A 19115-nucleotide genomic window follows, 5' to 3' on the forward strand; every position below is an offset into this window, starting at 1 on the left:
ACAAAGTTGATGCATAGGTGTAAAAGCGGTTACCAGTATCAAAGTTAGGTTTGATCAAATAGTGCTCAATGGAACGCACTTAAAATAACGAAAGGGAGATCAACTATGGTATCGGAATCGCCTCTGTTGCAGGTAAACGATATTTCATTGGCTTTTGGTGGGGTGAAAGCTTTAACTGACGTGAGCTTCCATGTGAATGAAAAGGAAATTTTTTCAATCATTGGTCCAAACGGTGCAGGTAAAACCTCAATGCTCAATTGCATCTCTGGTCGATACACACCAAACAAAGGCTCTGTAATCTTCGCTGGAGATGACGTAACTAAACGTACACCAAGCCAACGAGCTGAGTTAGGGCTGGGAAGAACCTTCCAAAACTTAGCGCTCTTTTCTCATATGTCGGTACTGGACAACATCATGGTTGGCCGACACCACCTACTGAAAAATAACTTCGTCACGGGGCCACTCTATTGGTTCTCCAATGCGCAGAAAGAAGAGATGGCGCACCGCAAATATGTGGAAGACGTGATCGATTTTCTAGAAATCCAGCACATCCGAAAAGCGACTGCAGGCACGCTATCTTACGGCTTACGTAAGCGTGTAGAGCTTGCTCGTGCCATTGCCTTAAAACCTAAGTTATTGCTGCTTGATGAACCAATGGCAGGTATGAACTTGGAAGAAAAGGAAGACATGGCACGTTACATCATGGATCTGAATGAAGAATTAGATATCACGATCATCATGATTGAGCACGACATGGGCGTGGTCATGGACATCTCTAATCGCGTTTTGGTTTTGGATTTCGGTAAACACATTGCTACGGGTGAGCCTGAAGAAGTGATGGCCAACCCACATGTGAAACAAGCGTACTTAGGCGAAGAGTTACCGACATTAGAGGAGAGTGCATAATGGCACAGCAACATAATGATTGGGCAGATATAACCCGCTTAGATACCTTTCCAAAAGTGTTGCAACACAATGCCAAGAACTGGCCCGAACAAGTCGCAATGCGTGAAAAGGAGTTTGGTATATGGCGAGAGTTCACTTGGAAGGATTATGAAAACCGCGTCAAGTGGATGGCACTGGCACTACGAGATTTGGGTATTGGTGAGCAAGATGTCGTTGGTTTGCTAGGTGATAACCGCCCTGAATGGGTATGGGGCGAGTTAGCGGCACATGCGATCAAAGGTTTCTCGCTGGGCATCTATCAAGATTCTATGCACGAAGAGGTGGCGTACCTTATCAACTATGCAAAAGCAAAAGTCGTGATTGCCGAAGATGAAGAGCAATGCGACAAGCTGCTTGAGCTTGGTGATGAAATTCCTAGCGTTGAATACATTATTTACTGCGATCCTCGTGGAATGCGTAAATACGATGATCCAAGATTAATTGATGTTGAACAGGTCTACAAAAAAGGTCAGCTGATTGATAAAGCGGACCCAGACAAATATCTCAATATGGTTGTTGAAACCAAAGGCAGCGATCTTTCAATTCTTTGTACTACGTCGGGTACGACTTCTAAACCAAAATTGGCTCAGCTACACAGTGGCACGTTCTTGGATCACTGTGCGGCTTACTTGCGTGCAGACCCTCGTTCCCCAGGCGACAACTACGTTTCTGTTCTGCCTTTGCCTTGGATTATGGAGCAGGTTTACGTGGTTGGTCAGGCGTTGATTTCTCGTCAAATCGTTAACTTTGTGGAAGAACAAGAAACCATGATGTCCGACTTGCGTGAAATCGGTCCAAACTTTGTGCTGTTAGCGCCACGTGTGTGGGAAAACATTGTGGCAGACGTGTCTGCACGAATGATGGATTCGACACCGTTTAAGCAAAAGATGTACAAACTGGGCATGAGCTTAGCCAACAAAGCGCTGGAGCAGGGTAAACGCTCTAAGTTGGCTGAATGGATTCTTCTGCGTGCTCTGCGTGACCGTTTAGGGTTTTCGAACCTGACATCTGCGGCAACCGGCGGTGCGGCGATGGGACCGGATACTTTCCGTTACCTACAAGCTATTGGTGTGCCACTTAAGCAGCTTTATGGTCAGACCGAAATGTGTGGCGCATACACCGTGCACCAAGCGGATGATGTGGATTACGATTCCGTTGGTGTTGCGTTTGATAATGCAGAAGTGAAAGTCATCAACCCGGACAGCAATGGCGTTGGTGAAATCATCGCGAAAAGTACAGGCATGTTTACTGGCTACTTAAACAACCAAGCAGCATATGATGAAGATGTTCAAGATGGTTGGATGCACACAGGCGATGCGGGCTATTTTAAAGATTCCGGTCACTTGGTGGTGATTGATCGTCTGAAAGATATGTCGGAAACCAGCCATGGCGACCGTTATTCGCCACAGTTTATCGAAAACAAACTCAAGTTCTCGCCGTTTATTGCAGAAGCCGTGGTGGTAGGTAAAGGTCGACCTTGGCTGTCTGCCATCATCTGTATTCGCTATGCGATCGTCGCGAAGTGGGCAGAGCAACGCGGCTTGGCATTTACCAACTACACCAACTTATCTGCTCAACCAGAAGTGTACCAAGCGATTCGTGAAGAAGTTCAAAAAGTGAACGAATCCCTACCGGATGCACAGAAGATCAGCAAATTCATTCTACTTTACAAAGAGCTGGATGCCGACGATGGAGAGCTAACTCGCACACGTAAAGTACGCCGTGGTGTGGTTGCAGAGAAATACGGAGACATCATCGAAACCATCTACAGCGACGATCCAAAAGTCGATGTCGATACAGTGATCACTTATCAAGATGGCACCAAAACACGCATTCAAACGTCGCTAGTTATTGAAACGCTTATTGAGCATGAGCCAACACTAGTGGATAGCGAACAACGGAGGATCGCATAGTGAATACGGATTTATTACTGCAACTCGTCATTAATGGCGTGATCGTTGGCATGTTGTATGGCGTTGTCGCCATGTGCTTTGTATTGATTTACAAATCGACCCAGGTGGTCAACTTTGCTCAGGGTGAGTTCCTGTTGATTGGCGCATGGGTATGTTGGGCGGCATTGGTGCACCTACAGTTACCGTTTTTTATTGGCTTTTTACTCACGCTCGCGTTCATGATGATTTTTGGTATCGCCGTGCAAACCATTGTGCTCAGACCGTTGATTGGTGAACCGATTATCTCTGTGATCATGGTGACCATTGGTCTATCGATGTTTTTCCAAGCGCTGATGAAGTGGATATTCGGTGTCTCGGCTGTGTCGTACCCGCAAGTGTTCGAAACCAACGTGGTGAATATCGGAGGTTTGAATGTTGAGTTTGCTTACATTCTGAGCTTGATCTTCTCAATGCTCATCATGGGCGCGTTCTACTGGTTCTTCAAATTCAGCAAAATGGGTCTGGCAATGCGCGCAACGGCATTCAACCAGCAAGTAGCCCAGAGTCTTGGCATTTCCATCAAGAAAGTGTTCGCCATCAGTTGGGCCATTTCGGCAATGGTATCTGCAACAGCAGGGATTGTTATCGGTATCGTTAACGGCGTATCTGACGCGCTATCCATTATTGGTATCAAAGTTTTCCCAGCCGTTATTTTAGGTGGCTTAGATTCGGTGGTCGGCGCAATTGTCGGTGGTATTACCATCGGGGTGCTAGAAAACTTGGCTGAGTTTTTTGATAGCCAATACCTGCAAGTGGGTAACCTGTACAACATCGCACCATTCTATGTGCTGTTAATCATTCTTGCCTTCAAGCCATATGGCCTGTTTGGTACCAAAGATATTGAGCGTATTTAAGGAGAAATAACATGGCTCAACTTAGCATGCGCCCATGTGGGGATTTTCGAACCACATACAAAAGCGATACGCCAATTTTTGAAACCAAAACCATCAGAAGCCTTGCGATTGCAGGTGTCATCGCCATGCTGGCAGCACCGCTGGTCTTGGATATTTACTTCCTAAACCTGTTTATTCAGATTGCATACCTCGGTATCGCGGCATTGGGCTTAAACATTCTGGTTGGTTTTACCGGACAAATTTCGCTAGGTCACGGTGCGTTCTTTGGTTTTGGCGCCTTTGCATCGGCTTGGTTAAATAACCAGTTTAACATTCCAGTCGTGTTTGCGATTCCGCTTGCGGGTTACTTAACCATGATTGTGGGGATGCTGTTTGGTCTGCCAGCGGCTCGAATTAAAGGTTTATATCTAGCTATCGCAACGTTGGCGGCGCAGTTTATTTTAGAGGACTTCTTTGCTCGCGCAGATTGGTTCAGTGGCGGCTCATACGGTGCAAGCGCGAACCCAATTAATTTGTTTGGTTTTGAGTTTACGACTGACGAAAGCTTCTTCTACATCGCTCTGTTTGCGCTGATCTTCATGTATATGTGGGCATCAAACTTAATCCGTTCTCGTGACGGTCGCGCGTTTGTCTCAGTACGAGATCACTATCTGTCAGCAGAGATCATGGGCATCAACCTAACCAAGTATCGTCTGCTCTCATTTGGAGTGTGTGCATTCTATGCGGGCATCGGGGGTGCACTCTACGGACATTATCTAGGGTTTGTATCAGCAGAAGGCTTCACCATCATGATGTCTATCCAGTTCTTGGCAATGATCATCATTGGTGGCTTAGGCTCAGTCAAAGGTACGCTGATGGGGACGATATTTATCGTATTGCTGCCTGAAGTTTTAGAGTTTGGCGTAACGGGGCTTTCAGCGTTTGGTGATACCACCGCTTTCACTGATGGTCTGGCTTACTTCAAAGAGATGGCGATTGGTTTAGTCATCATGCTGTTCCTCATTTTCGAACCTCAAGGATTATCGCATCGCTGGCAACAGATTCGAGCATATTGGAAACATTATCCGTTCTCATATTAACGTGGAATTAAGTGGAATATACCTCAATAACAAGGACAACGAGTTATGAACAAAGGACATTTAGCGACAACGTTGGTGCTGTCATCTGCACTGTTTACTACCGCAACTTGGGCAAAAGATTCTGTGTTTGTCGGGCAATTAGTCGACTTTTCTGGACCAACGGCTTATGTGAGCAAGCCTTATGGTTCTGGCGTGCGAGACGCATTGCGTTGGATTAACCAAAACGGTGGCATTAACGGTACCGAGCTCGAATTTGAAACAGTAGACATGGCGTACAAAGTACCAGTGGCGATTTCTAACTATAAACGTTGGGTGGCGCGTAAAGACATGGTTGCGCTGCAAGGTTGGGGTACGGCGGATACCGAAGCACTTATTTCGTTTGTTACCAAAGACAAAGTGCCGGTGTTCTCTGCTTCTTACTCTGGTCACTTAACTGACCCAACTGGCAAAAACCCAAAAACCGCGAAACCAGCGCCTTATAACTTCTTTTATGGTGCGTCGTACTCAGATGCGTGTCGTGCGCTAGTTAAGTGGGCGAAAGAAGATTGGGAATCTAAGGGCAATCAAGGTGCGCCGAAATTTACGCACATTGGCGATAACCATCCATTCCCGAATGCGCCAAAAGAAGCGTGTGCAGAGTACGCCAAAGAACTTGGTTTTGATGTGCAAAACCCAGTCGTTGTGTCACTAAAACCAGGGGACTTCAAAGCGCAATGTTTGTCGCTGAAAGAGTCAGGCACCAACTACGGTTACATTGCTAATATCGGTAGCTCGGTTATCTCACTAGTGAAGTCTTGTAACACGGTTGGGACAGAGTTCCAGTACATGGCAAACATTTGGGGCGGCGATAAGCCAGTGCTTGAAGCAGCAGGCGATGGCCTTAAAGATTACGTTTTCCCAGGTATGACAGCGTTTTGGGGAGATGATAATGAAGGCATGAAACTGGTCCGTGAGATTTCTAAGCAGTCTGAATCAGAGCCGGGCGAATTCAGAACTCACCATTACATTCGCGGTATTTGTTCTGCGTTCTATATGAAAGAAGCAATGGAGTGGGCGAAAGACAACGGTGGTATCACAGGTGAAAACATCAAGAAGGGCATGTATGTCCATGACAACTGGGTACCACAAGGCTTAGAAGGTGTTTGTGTCCCTGCGAACTGGAAACCGGAAGATCACCGAGGCACAACAACCGTGAACGTCTTTATGGGCAACAACGATGGCGGCGCAGTTGATATCAAGAAAGTATCACAGGTGACATTGTCACGTCGTGACGATTGGCTAGGTTACTAATCTACGACTTATTAATAACAAAGCTTACTGAAAATAAGGATGGGTGAGAGAACACTCTCACCCTAGCAAGGAGTAGCTTGATGGCTGAATTAGCAACGAATATCGAACCGGCAGAAATACTGCTTTCAGTGAACAACATTGAAGTCGTCTACGACGAAGTAATACTAGTACTTCGCGGTGTGAGTTTAGAAGTTCCAAAAGGGCAGATTGTGACCTTACTGGGGGCCAACGGTGCGGGTAAATCCACAACGTTGAAAGCCATTTCTGGTTTATTGAAAACCGAAGATGGTGAAGTGACGCGCGGCGAAATCAACTTCATGGGCGAGCGTATAGACAACAAAAGCCCGGAAGAGATCGTCCGTTCGGGCATCTTCCAAGTTATGGAAGGGCGCCGAATTGTTGAAGATATGACGGTAATAGAAAATCTTCGCTTAGGCGCTTATACACGCACTGACAACGAAGTTGAACAAGACATCGAAATGGTGTTTGACTATTTCCCGCGACTCAAAGAGCGCACTGGCCTGGCGGGCTATTTGTCTGGCGGTGAGCAACAAATGTTAGCGATTGGCCGAGCGTTAATGGCTCGACCGAAGATGATTTTGTTGGACGAACCGTCTATGGGGCTTTCTCCACTGCTAGTTAAAGAAGTATTCAGCATTATTAACAAGATCAACAAAGAGCAAGGTATTACCATGCTTTTGGTTGAACAGAATGCCAACTTCGCTCTTCAAGCGGCCGATTACGGTTACATCATGGAATCAGGCAAAATCGTACTAGATGGCAGCAAGCACGAATTGCTAAACAATGAAGACGTAAAAGAATTCTACCTTGGCGGCGGCGATGAAGATCGCAAGAGCTTTAAGAATCTGAAATCTTACAAACGTCGTAAGCGTTGGTTGTAAGGAGCAAGGATGAACGAACTATTTGATGCGAAAGAATCGTTGTCTCTACAGGCGCGAGAAGAGTCGTTGTTTCAACGTCTGCCAACGTTGATTGAAAATTCGAAAGTCAATAGCGAACATTACGCGGCGCATTTTTCTGGGTTAGAGCCTACATTGGCAAACAATCGTGAAGGGCTTGCTCAGTTCCCGATTACACGTAAGTTCAATGTACCTAATCAGCAGCAACTTAAACCGCCGTTTGGTGGCTTAAATAGCGTTGCCATTGGTCAAATGGCGCGTGTTTTTCAGTCTCCTGGGCCTTTATATGAGGCTCAAACGGATGAGGCCGATTTCTGGCGTATGGGGCGCGCGTTTCACGCTGCTGGGTTCTGTGCGGGTGATTTAGTGCATAACACGCTCTCTTACCATTTCTCTCCTGGCGGATTTATTATGGATGGTGGCGCAAGGGCTTGTGGCTGTGCGGTATTTCCGGCTGGAGTAGGCAATACCGAAGCGCAAATAGAGGCAATTAAACAGCTTCAACCTAATGGTTACACTGGCACACCTTCTTATTTGCTGACGTTGCTACAAAAGTACCAAGAGAAATACAATGAGCTGCCTAGCTTTGAGAAAGCTCTGGTCTCTGGTGAAGCGGTTACAGCAGGCATGCAACAGATGTTTGAGGAAAAAGGCATTGCAGTCTTTCAAGCCTACGCAAGTGCAGAGCTTGGTTTGATTGCTTATCAAGTGTCTGGTGAACAAGGATTAGTGATTGCCGAAGATATTATTGTTGAAATCGTTGATCCTGATGGTGTTCCTGTACAACCGGGAGAAGTCGGTGAAGTCGTTGTAACGTCGTTCGATGAGAAGTTCCCGCTGATTCGCTACGCAACGGGAGATTTATCGGCATATCTAGAGACAAGTTCTGATTCTTCACGCACGAATGCACGAATTAAGGGCTGGATGGGACGAGCAGACTCCGCGGTGAAAGTAAAAGGGCTGTTTGTTTATCCGCATCAAATCCAAGAAGTCTGTCGTCGCCACGATATTAAAGGCTCCTTGAAAATTGAGCGCGATGGCTTCAACGATGCCATTACTTTTTGTTGTCATGATGTGCATGTATCAGCAGAGGACATTCAAGCAACACTACAGTCAGTCACTAAACTGAAAGGCAATGTCCAGTTTGTACCGAACCAAGTGGAGCAGCCGTTAATCAATGATCTTCGCAGTTAACTCATTGGTGGCATAAGTGCAGTAGAAAGTGGTTGTCATAAAAAACTAACAACGTCAGACAAAAGGCTAGAAAAGGGATACCACATTGCGCTGCGTATCCCTTTATTTTTTACTACCGCAATCAGGGAGCGGGTAAATGAAACAGGCACCAATGATTAACACACAATTCTGGGATGATTTGTTTATCCGAGGCACTATGCCTTGGGATGCCCAATCGACACCTCAAGAACTCAAGGACTATCTCGACAATTCACTTCATGTAGGCCAGTCAGTGTTTATTCCTGGGTGTGGTGCCGCTTATGAACTGAGCACTTTTATTCAATATGGGCATGACGTGATCGCGATGGATTACAGCCAAGAAGCGGTAAAAATGGCGCAATCAGCGTTAGGTAACTACAAAGATAAAGTCGTATTGGGTGATGTATTTAATGCCGATTTTTCTCACTCGTTTGATGTCATTTACGAGCGGGCCTTTCTCGCAGCACTACCAAGAGACATGTGGTCAGAATACTTTGCTATGGTGGATAAATTATTGCCAAGCGGAGGTTTTCTAATTGGTTTTTTCGTCATTGATGATAATTACCTATCACGCTTCCCTCCATTTTGTTTGAGAAGTGGGGAACTGGCATCTTTTCTAGAGCCCACGTTTGAACTTGTGGAATCCTCAGTGGTGGTAAACAGTGTTGAGGTTTTTAAAGGCAGAGAGCAATGGATGGTGTGGCAGAAACGTTAGTCGTCACTGAGACTTCTTTAGAAAGTATTCGCGGAAACTGTCTGGTTCTTTGTGAATCGCTGATACATAAGTCTTCACTCTATACCTGATGGAATGCTCACATAGTTTGTCGGTTTGTGTGAAACATTAATTTCTCGTTGCTGGTTTAAGTTGTTGAGATATCTCTAACAGCGGTTGAGTGGTTGAGTTTATTGCTGGCATGGGTTGTGTGCTCAGAGCGTAAAGCGACAGATCAGCATCGATCCGAAAGGTAGTAGAACGTCTCTTACTGATCTGTCTATTTCATGCTTATACTATTTTAGGTTGACCATCTGATGCGGTGGCACCGCCGTCTACAGGTAGGTTTACGCCATTAATGAAAGATGCGTCATCACTTGCCAAGAAAGTCACGACAGACGCAATTTCTTCAGGTTCGGCTGCTCGGCCAAGCGCAATGCGCTCATTGAATTTATCGCGGATGTCCTGCGGCCAGCCGTTTGTCATGTTGGTTTTTACTAAACTTGGGCATACGGCGTTAATTCTTACCCCATCCGCACCATGGTCCAATGCCATCGCTCGGGTAAGGTTCACCACTGCACCTTTACTCGCGCAATAGAATGCGGCACCCCAGTCACCACCCAAACCGGAAACGGACGCGGTATTTACCATACAACCTTTCGTTTTTAAGAGTTCAGGCAAAGCAAACTTCGCGCAATAAACGACGCCGTCAATGTTTACACCAGAGATCTTCTTCCAGTCTTCCACACTACCTTCAATCACGGAACCAGGGACATGTACGCCAGCATTGTTTACTAAAATATCCAGTTTACCGAAACGGGTAACAACATCAGAAATCAGTGCTGCGACTTTTTCTGGGTCAGAAACATCAATAGAATGCGCAGACACACGCTGTTTATCAAAGCCCTCAACGGCGTTTGCCAACTGCTCTTCATTCCAATCGGCAAGAGCGACGTTTGCGCCTTCTTCATACAAACGTTTTGCGATGGCCAAACCAATGCCATTGGCAGAACCAGTGACGAGTGCGACTTTATTTTTTAATCCTCTCATGCGATTTCTCCTTCGAAACTTACAAAAACGGGATCTTGATTTTTCTCTGTGCGCGGCAACATCAGTTTGTCGTTGTCGCTGTAATCTACGGGGATAGCCACCACTGCTGGTCCTTCAGCGTCCATGGCTTTATTCAATGTCGGTAGCAATTCGTGTTGACTAGTCACTGCGAAGCCTTTCGCGCCAAATGACTCGGCGTAGGCCTTGAAATCAATTGGTCCAAATTTCACACCAGAGCAGCGCTGATATTTGTTGATCTCTTGCATTTCTACCATGTTGTAGGCGTTATCAACCCACACAATATGGACGATATTGCAGTTCAGTCTAACCGCGGTTTCTAACTCCATGCTCGATTGCATAAAACCGCCGTCTCCTGATATCGATACCACTTTGCTACCAGGTTTTAGTAGGCTGGCACCAATGGCCCATGGCAGTGCAACGCCCATCGTTTGTTGGCCGTTAGACACCAGCATTTGGCGAGCTCGAAAACAGCTTAAGTAACGAGCGATCCAGATGTGGAAGCTCCCCATATCAAGGCATAGCGTGGTATCTGGTGTGATGATAGATTGCATGGCTTTAATTAGCGCCAGTGGATGAAACCCTTGCTTGTTATAGACTTTGGGATAAGCCTTGATCACTTGCCGTTGCAGTGCTACCTCTTCCAGTATTGAAAGTGCCGTTGGGGAAAGGCGAGCATATTCAGAGATATAGCTGCCCATTTTATCTAATGACTGCGCAATGTTTCCGACGATTTCAACACAAGGTTGATAATTAAGTTGGTATTCTGCTGGTTCAATATCGAGGTGAATCACTGGGTTGCGGTGGCTGTTCCAAAGCTCAGGGTCATACTCTATTGGGCTAAAGCCGATGGTGAGAATTAAATCGGCGTCCCGCAGTAAAACATCGCCAGGTTGGTTATTAAACAAACCGACACGCCCAGCAAAGTGATGATAGTAATTGATGTCTACCGTGCCGGCGGCCTGGTAAGTGCCGACAACGGGTAGCTGCGTATTTTGAAGAAATCGGGCGATAGCAGCAGCGTTTTGACTGCGGCTCGCGTGAAGGCCAAGTAAAACCACACAGCGCTTTGCTTTACTGATTCGACTGACCGCTTCTTCGATTGCTACGATGTCTGCGCAACCAGGCTGTGTGTAAGGCGAGGGGACAATAATGTCCGTTTGGGTTTGCTCGGATAAAACATCTTGGGGGAGACTCAAAAAGCAAGCCCCAGGACGACCTGACTCTGCGATACGAAATGCGTTCGCCATGATCTCGCTTGCGGCGTCCACATGCTGCACTTCAGCACTGAACTTAGTTATAGAGCGAAAAATACTGACGGTATCCATGCTCTGGTGTGTTTGTTTTTGCTGGTCAGTTCGTTTCACCGCACCACCGATAGCAATCAGCGGATCGCCTTCGGAGTTTGCTGTTGCCACCCCCGTAACTAGATTTCCACAGCCAGGGCCTGACGTAACCATTGTGACGCCTGCTTTGCCGGTTAGTCTTCCCATAACGCCCGCCATAAATGCGCCGTTAGCCTCGTGGCGTACCGGAATCATTTGGATGTTAGTGTCTTCAATCGCATCGAACAGTCGATCGATTTTTGCACCGGGAATACCGAAAATGTACTTAATGCCGAGAGACTCTAGCTGTTGAGCGATCAACTGAGCTCCATTTTTATTTGAAGGTTTGGATTGCATTTGTTGTCCTTATTATTTGCCTGACTTTGTTACTTTTCCGCCTTTTCTATGGCGGTATTTATATCTTCCGGAGCCAAATTGGCGTTGAGGAAGTCTGTCGATACTGGGGTATCAATCACTAGCCGTGAGACTTTGCCAATCTGGAGAAATCCTGACGAAATGCTGTAATCCTGGATATGACCACCTCCTTGGCGGTCATCGGTAATAAAATGTTCGTGATAGCCGGGTACATTGATGCCAGTCGTATATTTAGGACTGCGAAAGCCGGCGACCACGCCTTGCTTATGCGTGAAGCGGAATGTTGGTTGTTCTTTGACCACTTCAAGCATTGGTCGATAAGGGCGTGTTTGTTTAGGTACGGTACGAGTACGAACTGAATCGAAAACACCATCAATGCGCACTGCGCAAAATAGGTTATCGCTTGGAACCAGGTCGTCTATGAGGCTATGGACTTCATGACGTGACATGCGCGATGTCAATGGCAGCTCGATATCAGGCTTAAAAAAAGTCATGACAGCAAAGGGCGTTTTTTGCTCTAGGTCTGCCGGGTTTGCGGAGCCATCCGACTTGAGTTGAAAAACTTCCTTATCAAAAGCAATCAACTCACCATCCAATTCATTGAACGTACCTAAACCAAAATCCCCATGTTTCAGCAGTTCTTCTATGGTTGTCGAGCCTTCGTAAACACCAGCGATCAAAGCACTCATTAACGAAGTCTGATAAATCTCACCATCTCCGGTAACGTGATGGTATTCAGAAAATTCTTTCGCTACTTCAAGCGAACAAGCGCATAGAGGGTTATAAAATCCACGCATGAGTAAGACCAGTTATGCAATGAAGAGTATATTTAGATTGACTTCTACACGGTGCTAAATCCAATATAAAAAAGATTTATTTTGATATGGAAAATATATGGAATTTCGCTACCTGAAGTATTTTGTCGCGGTCGCCGAGACTCGTCACTTTACCCGAGCAGCTGAACGGTTAGGGATTGCGCAACCTCCTTTGAGTCAACAAATCAAAAAGCTAGAGCACGAGCTTGGCGTGGACTTATTTAAGCGCTTGTCTAGAGGAGTAGAACTGACCCATGCAGGGCAAGTCTTTTATACGGATGCGGTAAATATTCTTGCTGATGTGGAACGCGCTAAAGCAAAAGCCCGACAGATTGCCCGTGGTGAAAATACGCAGGTTAAAATTGGGTTCGCGACGTCAACATCAACCTGCATTAAGGTATTGGAGAGGATTGGGCGTATTCAAGAGAATGGGGTTCATTTACAGACGGCGGAACTGTCAATGCCAGAGCTTGCCACTCAGTTAAAAAGCAAACAACTTGATCTCGCAATCATGCGGCTACCCTGTTACGCCAGTGAGCCTTTTGAGCACAAGGTGTTGTTTAACGACCCGTTTGTCGCGGTGATTCCGGCGGGCCACGAACTGGCAAAGTATCCCTGTATCCAGATGAAACAGTTGAGAGGCCATAAAATTTTACTGTTTCCACGAGAGACTGGACCCGCATTGTTTGATGGCATGAGTACACTTTTTGCCGACGCAGGAGTAAGGCTCGAACCACAGTTCGCAGCACCGCAACTTCGTACGACGATTGCCATGGCGCAGGCCGGGTTAGGTATTGCTCTCGTTCCGCGCTCACTGGCTGAACATCTCGATGATTCCGCGACAGTCGCCGAGATTGAGGATATCCCTCTCACTAGTCGTGTTGTTGTTGCTTGGGAGGCATCTAATCTCAATAAACAAGCGCTAAAAGTAGCCATGCACATCGGTCATGTTGAGGCTTAAAGATGAGTCATCGAACTGGCTCTGATAGCCACAGGCAAATGTGATACTCTCACTCGTTATATGCAAAGCTATGCTTTGGTTGAATAGACAAATCTTACTCAACGAATAGAACTTACTGAGGATGTACCAATGATATACGCTGCGGTCTTTGATATGGACGGGTTGCTGATTGATTCAGAACCTTTGTGGAAGGAAGCGGAAAAGCAGGTGTTTTCATCAGTTGGTGTCCAAGTGACCGAAGTGCTGTCAAAGCAGACTGCAACTATGACGACAGGTGAAGTAACAAGGTTTTGGTATGAACGTAATCCTTGGCAAGAAAAGAGCCTAGAGGAAGTAGAGAATGCTGTTGTGGATAAAGTGGAGGCATTAATAATTGAAAAAGGATGCGAATTAGAGGGTGTTACAGAAACACTCAAATTGCTTAAGGAAAAAGGGTTTAAGATAGGGTTGTCTACTAATTCACCTTATCAACTCATTCCCATCATTTTGAACAAACTCGGTATTGCCAGTTACTTTGACGCGATATCATCGTCAGACGATGTAGAGCAGGGTAAGCCAGAGCCAGATGTCTACCTTTTAACAATCAATAAACTAGGTGTAAATTCAAGTAACTGTATTGCCTTTGAAGACTCTTATTCGGGTATGCTTGCGGCAACACGAGCAAACATAAAAACAGTCGTGATACCTCAACCTGATAAGTTCTACCAAGAGTTTAATGAAGCCAGTCTAAAGCTGCAAAAGCTATCAGAGTTTAATGAAAGCCATTTGGCGAGTTTAATGGACTTGAATTTGAAAGAAACAATTGCACCAACACCGCATGAAAGTTTTTTAGAAGAAGGACTTGATTGTGAATAGTCGGTCGCTGAAAAAATACCTACTGCCAATGTTCTTATTGGTTTTACCTATAGAATCATTCGCAAAAGATACGACTATGTTGGACGAGCTCAATAATCGATTTGTTACATTTGAAAGGCGATTTGATGATTGTATCAACTCTGCTTCTCAAAATGATATGAGTGAAAACATTGTCGGTCAGATTCAAGCGCTTAATATTGATTTTGAAATTTCGGTTGGCTATTTATACAAACAATCACTTTATTTATGCTCTGATGATGAATTCAGTGATTTAGCAAGAATTATCATGATAATTGAAACCTCCGATAATGATGGATTGCAATTATCAAAGGCAAAAGCTAGTCAAATTAGAAAGCTACTTTTTAGCAAAGTGGATTTACGTTTAGAGTCGAAGTTTCAAAGTTTACCGCAAGATAAAAAGGAAGCATTACTGAGCATTGCGAAAAAGCTTGAACCTTTTGATCTCGTAAGCATGCATGAACGACTTCAGGCAATGTAGACTTATGAAAGAATGTTTTGAGTAGATTCTTAACGCTTGGCTTTTTCATTAAGATTGAGTATTAGGTTCAACGCCTCTAGCTCTTACACAAGATCTAGAGGCATCCATTTTTTATTGACTTAAAAGTGCCGAGCTAAGATTTTAACCCTGCAGCGGTCATCATGACGCGAAATAACATAGACACTAACCCTAATGCAGCGACGCTAACGACCCATATTCCAATCATCCAAGCCCATTGGCGGCACCAATTTTTGATTTTCATACTCACTCCTTATCAACTCGTTAATGGTACGCTTCGCCTTCTTTTACTTTTCCGGAGAAGACGTAGTAACTCCAAAAGGTGTAAGCCAGAATGATCGGGATGATGATCACTGCTCCAACGAGCATAAAGCGCTGACTGCTTGCAGGAGCCGCTGCTTCCCATATTGATATGCTAGGAGGAATGATATTTGGCCAGATACTGATGCCAAGCCCAGCGAACCCGAGAATCACGATCACTAACGCCATCACGAAAGGGCTGCGCTCTTTACGCTTTTTAACGGAGTCGGCAATCTTCAAACATACGAGCCCAGTAATGACAGGTACGGGCAGTAAGTAGAACAAATTAGGCAGAGAAAACCATCTTTCCGCAATGGCAGGGTAAGCAAGTGGAGTCCAAGCGCTCACAATGACTAATGCGGAGATCATCGCCAGTAGTGTTTTGTTAGTGAAGCGGTGCATCGTGTTTTGCAGTTCACCTTCCGTCTTCATGATGAGCCATGTGCTACCAAGCAGCGCGTACGTTGCGACTAAACCCAAACCACAGAAGATGGGAAAAGGGCTGAGCCAGTCGAGTTGGCTACCTACGAAGACGCGGTTTTCCACCGCAAAGCCTTGAATTACCGCGCCAACAACGATGCCTTGGAAAAACGTGGTTAAAATCGAGCCGACCATAAAAGAGCGATCCCAGAACTTTAAGTGGTTTTCCAATGCTTTAAAGCGAAACTCAAATGCGACTCCACGAAAGATCAAAGCAATCAACATCAACGTTAAAGGGATGGTTAGCGCTTCAATAATCACCGCGTAAGCCATCGGAAAAGCGCCAAATAGAGATGCGCCTCCAAGCACAATCCAAGTTTCGTTGCCATCCCAAACTGGCGCGACACTGTTGACCATGACGTCTTTTTGTTTTTCATCCTTGATGAAGGGCATCAGTATTCCAATACCCAAATCGAAGCCATCCATGATGATGTACATCAAAGTGGCAAAAACGATGATCGCGAACCAAATCACGGATAAATCAAAATGCATATTTTCTACCTTCACTTTGTGACAAATTCTAAATGCGACCTGAAACGGTCGTCATGTCGTGCTCATCGTGTTCGATTGCATCGGGGCCTTTCTTGATTTGGTGGATCATGTAGTAATACCCAAAACCAAACACCAAGCTGTATACAACAAGGAAACACAGCAGGCTGATGCTCATTTGTAGGTCTCCGTGTGCAGAAACCGCATCACGCGTTTTTTGTACGCCATACACGACCCAAGGTTGCCGACCAACCTCTGTCGTAAACCAGCCAGCGAGTATTGCGATAAGACCAGATGGCCCCATAAACAATGAAAACTTGAGGAACCAACGCGAGGTATAAAGCGTGTTCTTTTTTCGTAACCATATGCTGTAGAAGCTCTGAAAAATCATCAGAAGTCCTAGCCCGACCATGATTCGAAATGACCAAAAGACGATAGGTGAGTTCGGTCGTTCCTCTTTCGGGAAGTCTTTCAGCGCCGGGATTGGCTCAGTTAAACTGTGGCGTAGGATCAAACTTCCTAAAACAGGAATTTCTAAGGCATAGTCTGTGCGTTCTTGTTCCATGTTTGGCATGCCGAACAATATCAATGGGGTTGGTTTGCCATCGCTGTTATCCCAATGTCCTTCGATGGCGGCGATTTTGGCGGGCTGGTATTCCAAGGTGTTTAGCCCGTGCACATCGCCAATCACGGCTTGGAGTGGCGCAAGGAACACTAAGATCCCGAGCGACATCGAAAACATGGTTTTTACCGAAGTCGATTGATTGCCTCTCAATAAATGCCAAGCGGCTGACGCGCCTACAAAGAGTGCTGAACTGACAAAAGCTGCGACGCTCATGTGCGCCAAACGATAAGGAAATGAAGGATTGAAAACGATAGCAAACCAGTCAGTTGGCACCACACGTCCGTCGACAATTTCATAGCCTTGTGGCGTTTGCATCCAACTGTTGGAGGCGAGAATCCAGAACGTCGAAATGATCGTGCCTAACGCCACCATCGAGGTTGCAAAAAAGTGCAGCTTTTCGCCGACGCGACGCCACCCAAACAGCATTACGCCAAGAAATCCGGCTTCGAGAAAGAAAGCCGTTAACACTTCATAAGTCAGTAATGGGCCAGTGATAGAACCAGCGAAGTCGGAGAAACCACTCCAGTTGGTGCCGAATTGATAGGCCATGACAAGACCAGATACAACACCCATTCCAAAGTTAACCGCAAAAATTTTCGACCAGAAGTGATAGAGCTTTTGGTAATCGGGATTGCGTGTTTTTAGCCATAAGCCTTCCAGCACGGCGAGATAGGTGGCCAAACCTATGGTGATAGCGGGGAAAATAATATGAAAGGATACCGTAAAGGCGAACTGTATCCGTGCAAGCATAAATGCGTCGAGGCCAAACATTAAACTTCCTTTGATCTTTTAAGTTTTATGAGAGAGCTATTTTAAGAGGAGCGGAATGAGGGAAGTAGGTACAGACAGTGACTATAAACCTATAACAGATTAAATATTGAAGTGTTATTATTTTGAATTCGGCTTTAGGGAAGGGGATTTGCGTTTGGCGAAGTATCAAGAGTTAGTGGAACAGCTTAAAAGGCAGATAAAATCGGGGATATGGCATCCGGGTGACAAGCTGCCTTCGCTGCGTCGCCAATCTGAACACTCGGGTTTAAGCTTGATGACGGTGTTGCATGCCTATCAAATTCTGGAATCTCAAGGCTGGGTAACGTCACAGCCGCGATCTGGTTATCGAGTCGCGCCCAATATTAAGAGCTCAAATGAACCCCAAGCGCCAGCCGCGGTTTCGTGGACAGAGCAGGTAGACATCAATGAGTTTATCTTTGATGTTCTGCAGGCGAGTAAAAATCCATCCATGATCAATTTTGGCTTTGCCTATCCAGACCCAAGCTTGTACCCACGCTATCACGTGAATCGGGCGATGAGCGCAGCCGCTCGCAATATGCCGATTTCCACCACCTTTGATAACTTACCGCCGGGAAATGAACAATTACGCACCATCATCGCGAAGCGTTATGCTGCGAAAGGCATTGAAATTTCACCCGATGAAATTGTCATTACGGCAGGCGCGCTGGAGGCGTTAACGCTCAGTTTGCAAGCTTGTACAAGACCGGGAGATTGGGTGGTTGTGGAGTCGCCTGCATTCTATGGCGCTTTGCAATCCTTAGAGCGGTTAGGTTTGAAAGCGCTCTCAGTAAGAACAGACCCAGTCACGGGCATTGACCTAGACTCATTGGAACGAGCGCTGCAAACGCATGATGTGAAAGCGTGCTGGCTGATGTCGAACTTCCAGAATCCTCTGGGTTTTACGCTCTCCAACGAGAAAAAACAAAAGCTGATTGAACTGACACAGCGATATAACGTGCCAGTAATTGAAGATGATGTGTACAGCGAACTGCATGCCGAGAATGACTCGGTTTACCCACTAAGAATGTTTGATGACACGGGTAATACCATGTTGTGCTCCTCGTTTTCAAAATCATTAATCGCAGGGCTACGTATTGGTTGGGTTGCGGCGGGAAAGCGGGCGCTAGAGGTACAAAAGTTACAGTTAATGAGTACATTAGCGACGAGTGCACCAGTGCAAATGACATTGGTGCACTATTTAACAAGCCGCAATTATGAATCGCATTTGAAGCAGTTACGGAAAAAGCTGTTTGAACGTAAAAGTAAGATGACGGGTCTGCTCAGTGAGCTGTTACCTGAAACAGTCAACGTGTTAAGCCAAAGCGGCGGGTACTTTATTTGGTTAGAGCTCCCCAAGCATATTGACGCCTTGCAGATATATCGAGAAGCGCTAAAAGATAATATCAGCATCGCACCGGGAAAGATGTTCAGCCTGACAGAACAATACGATCACTGTATTCGTCTTAACGCTTCTTTTGAGCTCAATGGCAAATATGTTCATGCTCTCAATCTGCTTGCTAATATTATTCGCGATCATTTGGCGAAATAG

18 protein-coding genes are annotated in these 19115 nt (G+C 45.8%); 12 read left to right on the top strand and 6 right to left on the bottom strand.

Features of this window, described 5'->3' with window-relative positions; genetic code table 11:
* The first annotated feature begins 105 nt into the window (after nt 1-105).
* The 8 genes from R8269_RS02180 to R8269_RS02215 all read left to right on the top strand — a co-directional run bounded on the left by R8269_RS02180 (nt 106) and on the right by R8269_RS02215 (nt 8967).
* Complete coding sequence (locus R8269_RS02180) at nt 106-906, top strand: ABC transporter ATP-binding protein (RefSeq protein WP_005373297.1); 801 nt, start codon at nt 106-108, stop codon at nt 904-906.
* Nucleotides 906-2858, top strand: a complete 1953-nt coding sequence (locus tag R8269_RS02185; protein ID WP_005373296.1) for a long-chain fatty acid--CoA ligase — start codon at nt 906-908, stop codon at nt 2856-2858. Before R8269_RS02180 ends, R8269_RS02185 begins: the two co-directional genes overlap by 1 nt.
* Nucleotides 2858-3751 (top strand): branched-chain amino acid ABC transporter permease, encoded by an 894-nt coding sequence (locus R8269_RS02190; RefSeq protein ID WP_005373295.1) that lies wholly within the window; start codon nt 2858-2860, stop codon nt 3749-3751. Before R8269_RS02185 ends, R8269_RS02190 begins: the two co-directional genes overlap by 1 nt.
* 11 nt (nt 3752-3762) lie before the next feature.
* Nucleotides 3763-4830: a branched-chain amino acid ABC transporter permease gene (locus R8269_RS02195; RefSeq protein ID WP_005382737.1), complete on the top strand. Its 1068-nt coding sequence runs from the start codon at nt 3763-3765 to the stop codon at nt 4828-4830.
* A 45-nt stretch (nt 4831-4875) separates the two neighbouring features.
* The gene (locus R8269_RS02200; protein ID WP_005373285.1) at nt 4876-6120 is read left to right on the top strand and encodes an ABC transporter substrate-binding protein; all 1245 of its coding nucleotides are present in this window, start codon (nt 4876-4878) and stop codon (nt 6118-6120) included.
* Between the two features lie 80 nt (nt 6121-6200).
* Nucleotides 6201-7022, top strand: a complete 822-nt coding sequence (locus tag R8269_RS02205; protein ID WP_005373283.1) for an ABC transporter ATP-binding protein — start codon at nt 6201-6203, stop codon at nt 7020-7022.
* A 9-nt stretch (nt 7023-7031) separates the two neighbouring features.
* Nucleotides 7032-8234, top strand: coding sequence for a phenylacetate--CoA ligase family protein (locus R8269_RS02210; RefSeq protein WP_017820353.1), 1203 nt, complete (start codon nt 7032-7034; stop codon nt 8232-8234).
* Nucleotides 8235-8370: 136 nt separating this feature from the next.
* Nucleotides 8371-8967, top strand: coding sequence for a methyltransferase domain-containing protein (locus R8269_RS02215; protein ID WP_017820352.1), 597 nt, complete (start codon nt 8371-8373; stop codon nt 8965-8967).
* A gap of 288 nt (nt 8968-9255) precedes the next feature.
* On the opposite strand, the gene R8269_RS02220 is transcribed toward R8269_RS02215, so the two are convergent.
* Genes R8269_RS02220 through budA form a run of 3 tightly spaced genes read right to left on the bottom strand, consistent with a single transcriptional unit; the run spans nt 9256 to nt 12529 of the window.
* Complete coding sequence (locus R8269_RS02220; protein ID WP_017820351.1) at nt 9256-10014, bottom strand: SDR family NAD(P)-dependent oxidoreductase; 759 nt, start codon at nt 10012-10014, stop codon at nt 9256-9258.
* Nucleotides 10011-11714: an acetolactate synthase AlsS gene (gene alsS, locus R8269_RS02225; protein WP_258477112.1), complete on the bottom strand. Its 1704-nt coding sequence runs from the start codon at nt 11712-11714 to the stop codon at nt 10011-10013. The genes R8269_RS02220 and alsS overlap by 4 nt, the downstream gene beginning before the upstream one ends.
* A 29-nt stretch (nt 11715-11743) precedes the next feature.
* Nucleotides 11744-12529: an acetolactate decarboxylase gene (gene budA, locus R8269_RS02230; RefSeq protein WP_017820349.1), complete on the bottom strand. Its 786-nt coding sequence runs from the start codon at nt 12527-12529 to the stop codon at nt 11744-11746.
* Nucleotides 12530-12626: 97 nt separating this feature from the next.
* Between budA and R8269_RS02235 the strand changes: the two genes are divergently transcribed.
* From R8269_RS02235 to R8269_RS02245, 3 genes are all read left to right on the top strand, one after another.
* The gene (locus R8269_RS02235) at nt 12627-13508 is read left to right on the top strand and encodes a LysR family transcriptional regulator (protein ID WP_017820348.1); all 882 of its coding nucleotides are present in this window, start codon (nt 12627-12629) and stop codon (nt 13506-13508) included.
* Between the two features lie 129 nt (nt 13509-13637).
* Nucleotides 13638-14363, top strand: a complete 726-nt coding sequence (gene hxpB / locus R8269_RS02240) for a hexitol phosphatase HxpB (protein WP_017820347.1) — start codon at nt 13638-13640, stop codon at nt 14361-14363.
* On the top strand, nt 14356-14862 hold the full coding sequence (locus R8269_RS02245; RefSeq protein WP_020480907.1) for a hypothetical protein: 507 nt from the start codon (nt 14356-14358) through the stop codon (nt 14860-14862). Before hxpB ends, R8269_RS02245 begins: the two co-directional genes overlap by 8 nt.
* Nucleotides 14863-14995: 133 nt before the next feature.
* Here the strand turns inward: R8269_RS02245 and R8269_RS02250 are convergent, their stop codons facing one another.
* From R8269_RS02250 to R8269_RS02260, 3 genes are read right to left on the bottom strand one after another with little or no spacing between them, the layout of a single operon-like run.
* Nucleotides 14996-15124: a DUF2474 domain-containing protein gene (locus tag R8269_RS02250; protein ID WP_074190543.1), complete on the bottom strand. Its 129-nt coding sequence runs from the start codon at nt 15122-15124 to the stop codon at nt 14996-14998.
* 20 nt (nt 15125-15144) lie between these two features.
* On the bottom strand, nt 15145-16152 hold the full coding sequence (cydB, locus tag R8269_RS02255; RefSeq protein WP_047101326.1) for a cytochrome d ubiquinol oxidase subunit II: 1008 nt from the start codon (nt 16150-16152) through the stop codon (nt 15145-15147).
* 28 nt (nt 16153-16180) lie between these two features.
* Entirely contained in the window at nt 16181-17545 is a 1365-nt protein-coding gene (locus R8269_RS02260; RefSeq protein ID WP_017633681.1) for a cytochrome ubiquinol oxidase subunit I, read from the bottom strand.
* 154 nt (nt 17546-17699) lie between these two features.
* Between R8269_RS02260 and R8269_RS02265 the strand changes: the two genes are divergently transcribed.
* On the top strand, nt 17700-19115 hold the full coding sequence (locus R8269_RS02265; protein ID WP_215810347.1) for a PLP-dependent aminotransferase family protein: 1416 nt from the start codon (nt 17700-17702) through the stop codon (nt 19113-19115).

The sequence above is a fragment of the Vibrio sp. Vb0667 genome, assembly GCF_033391095.1.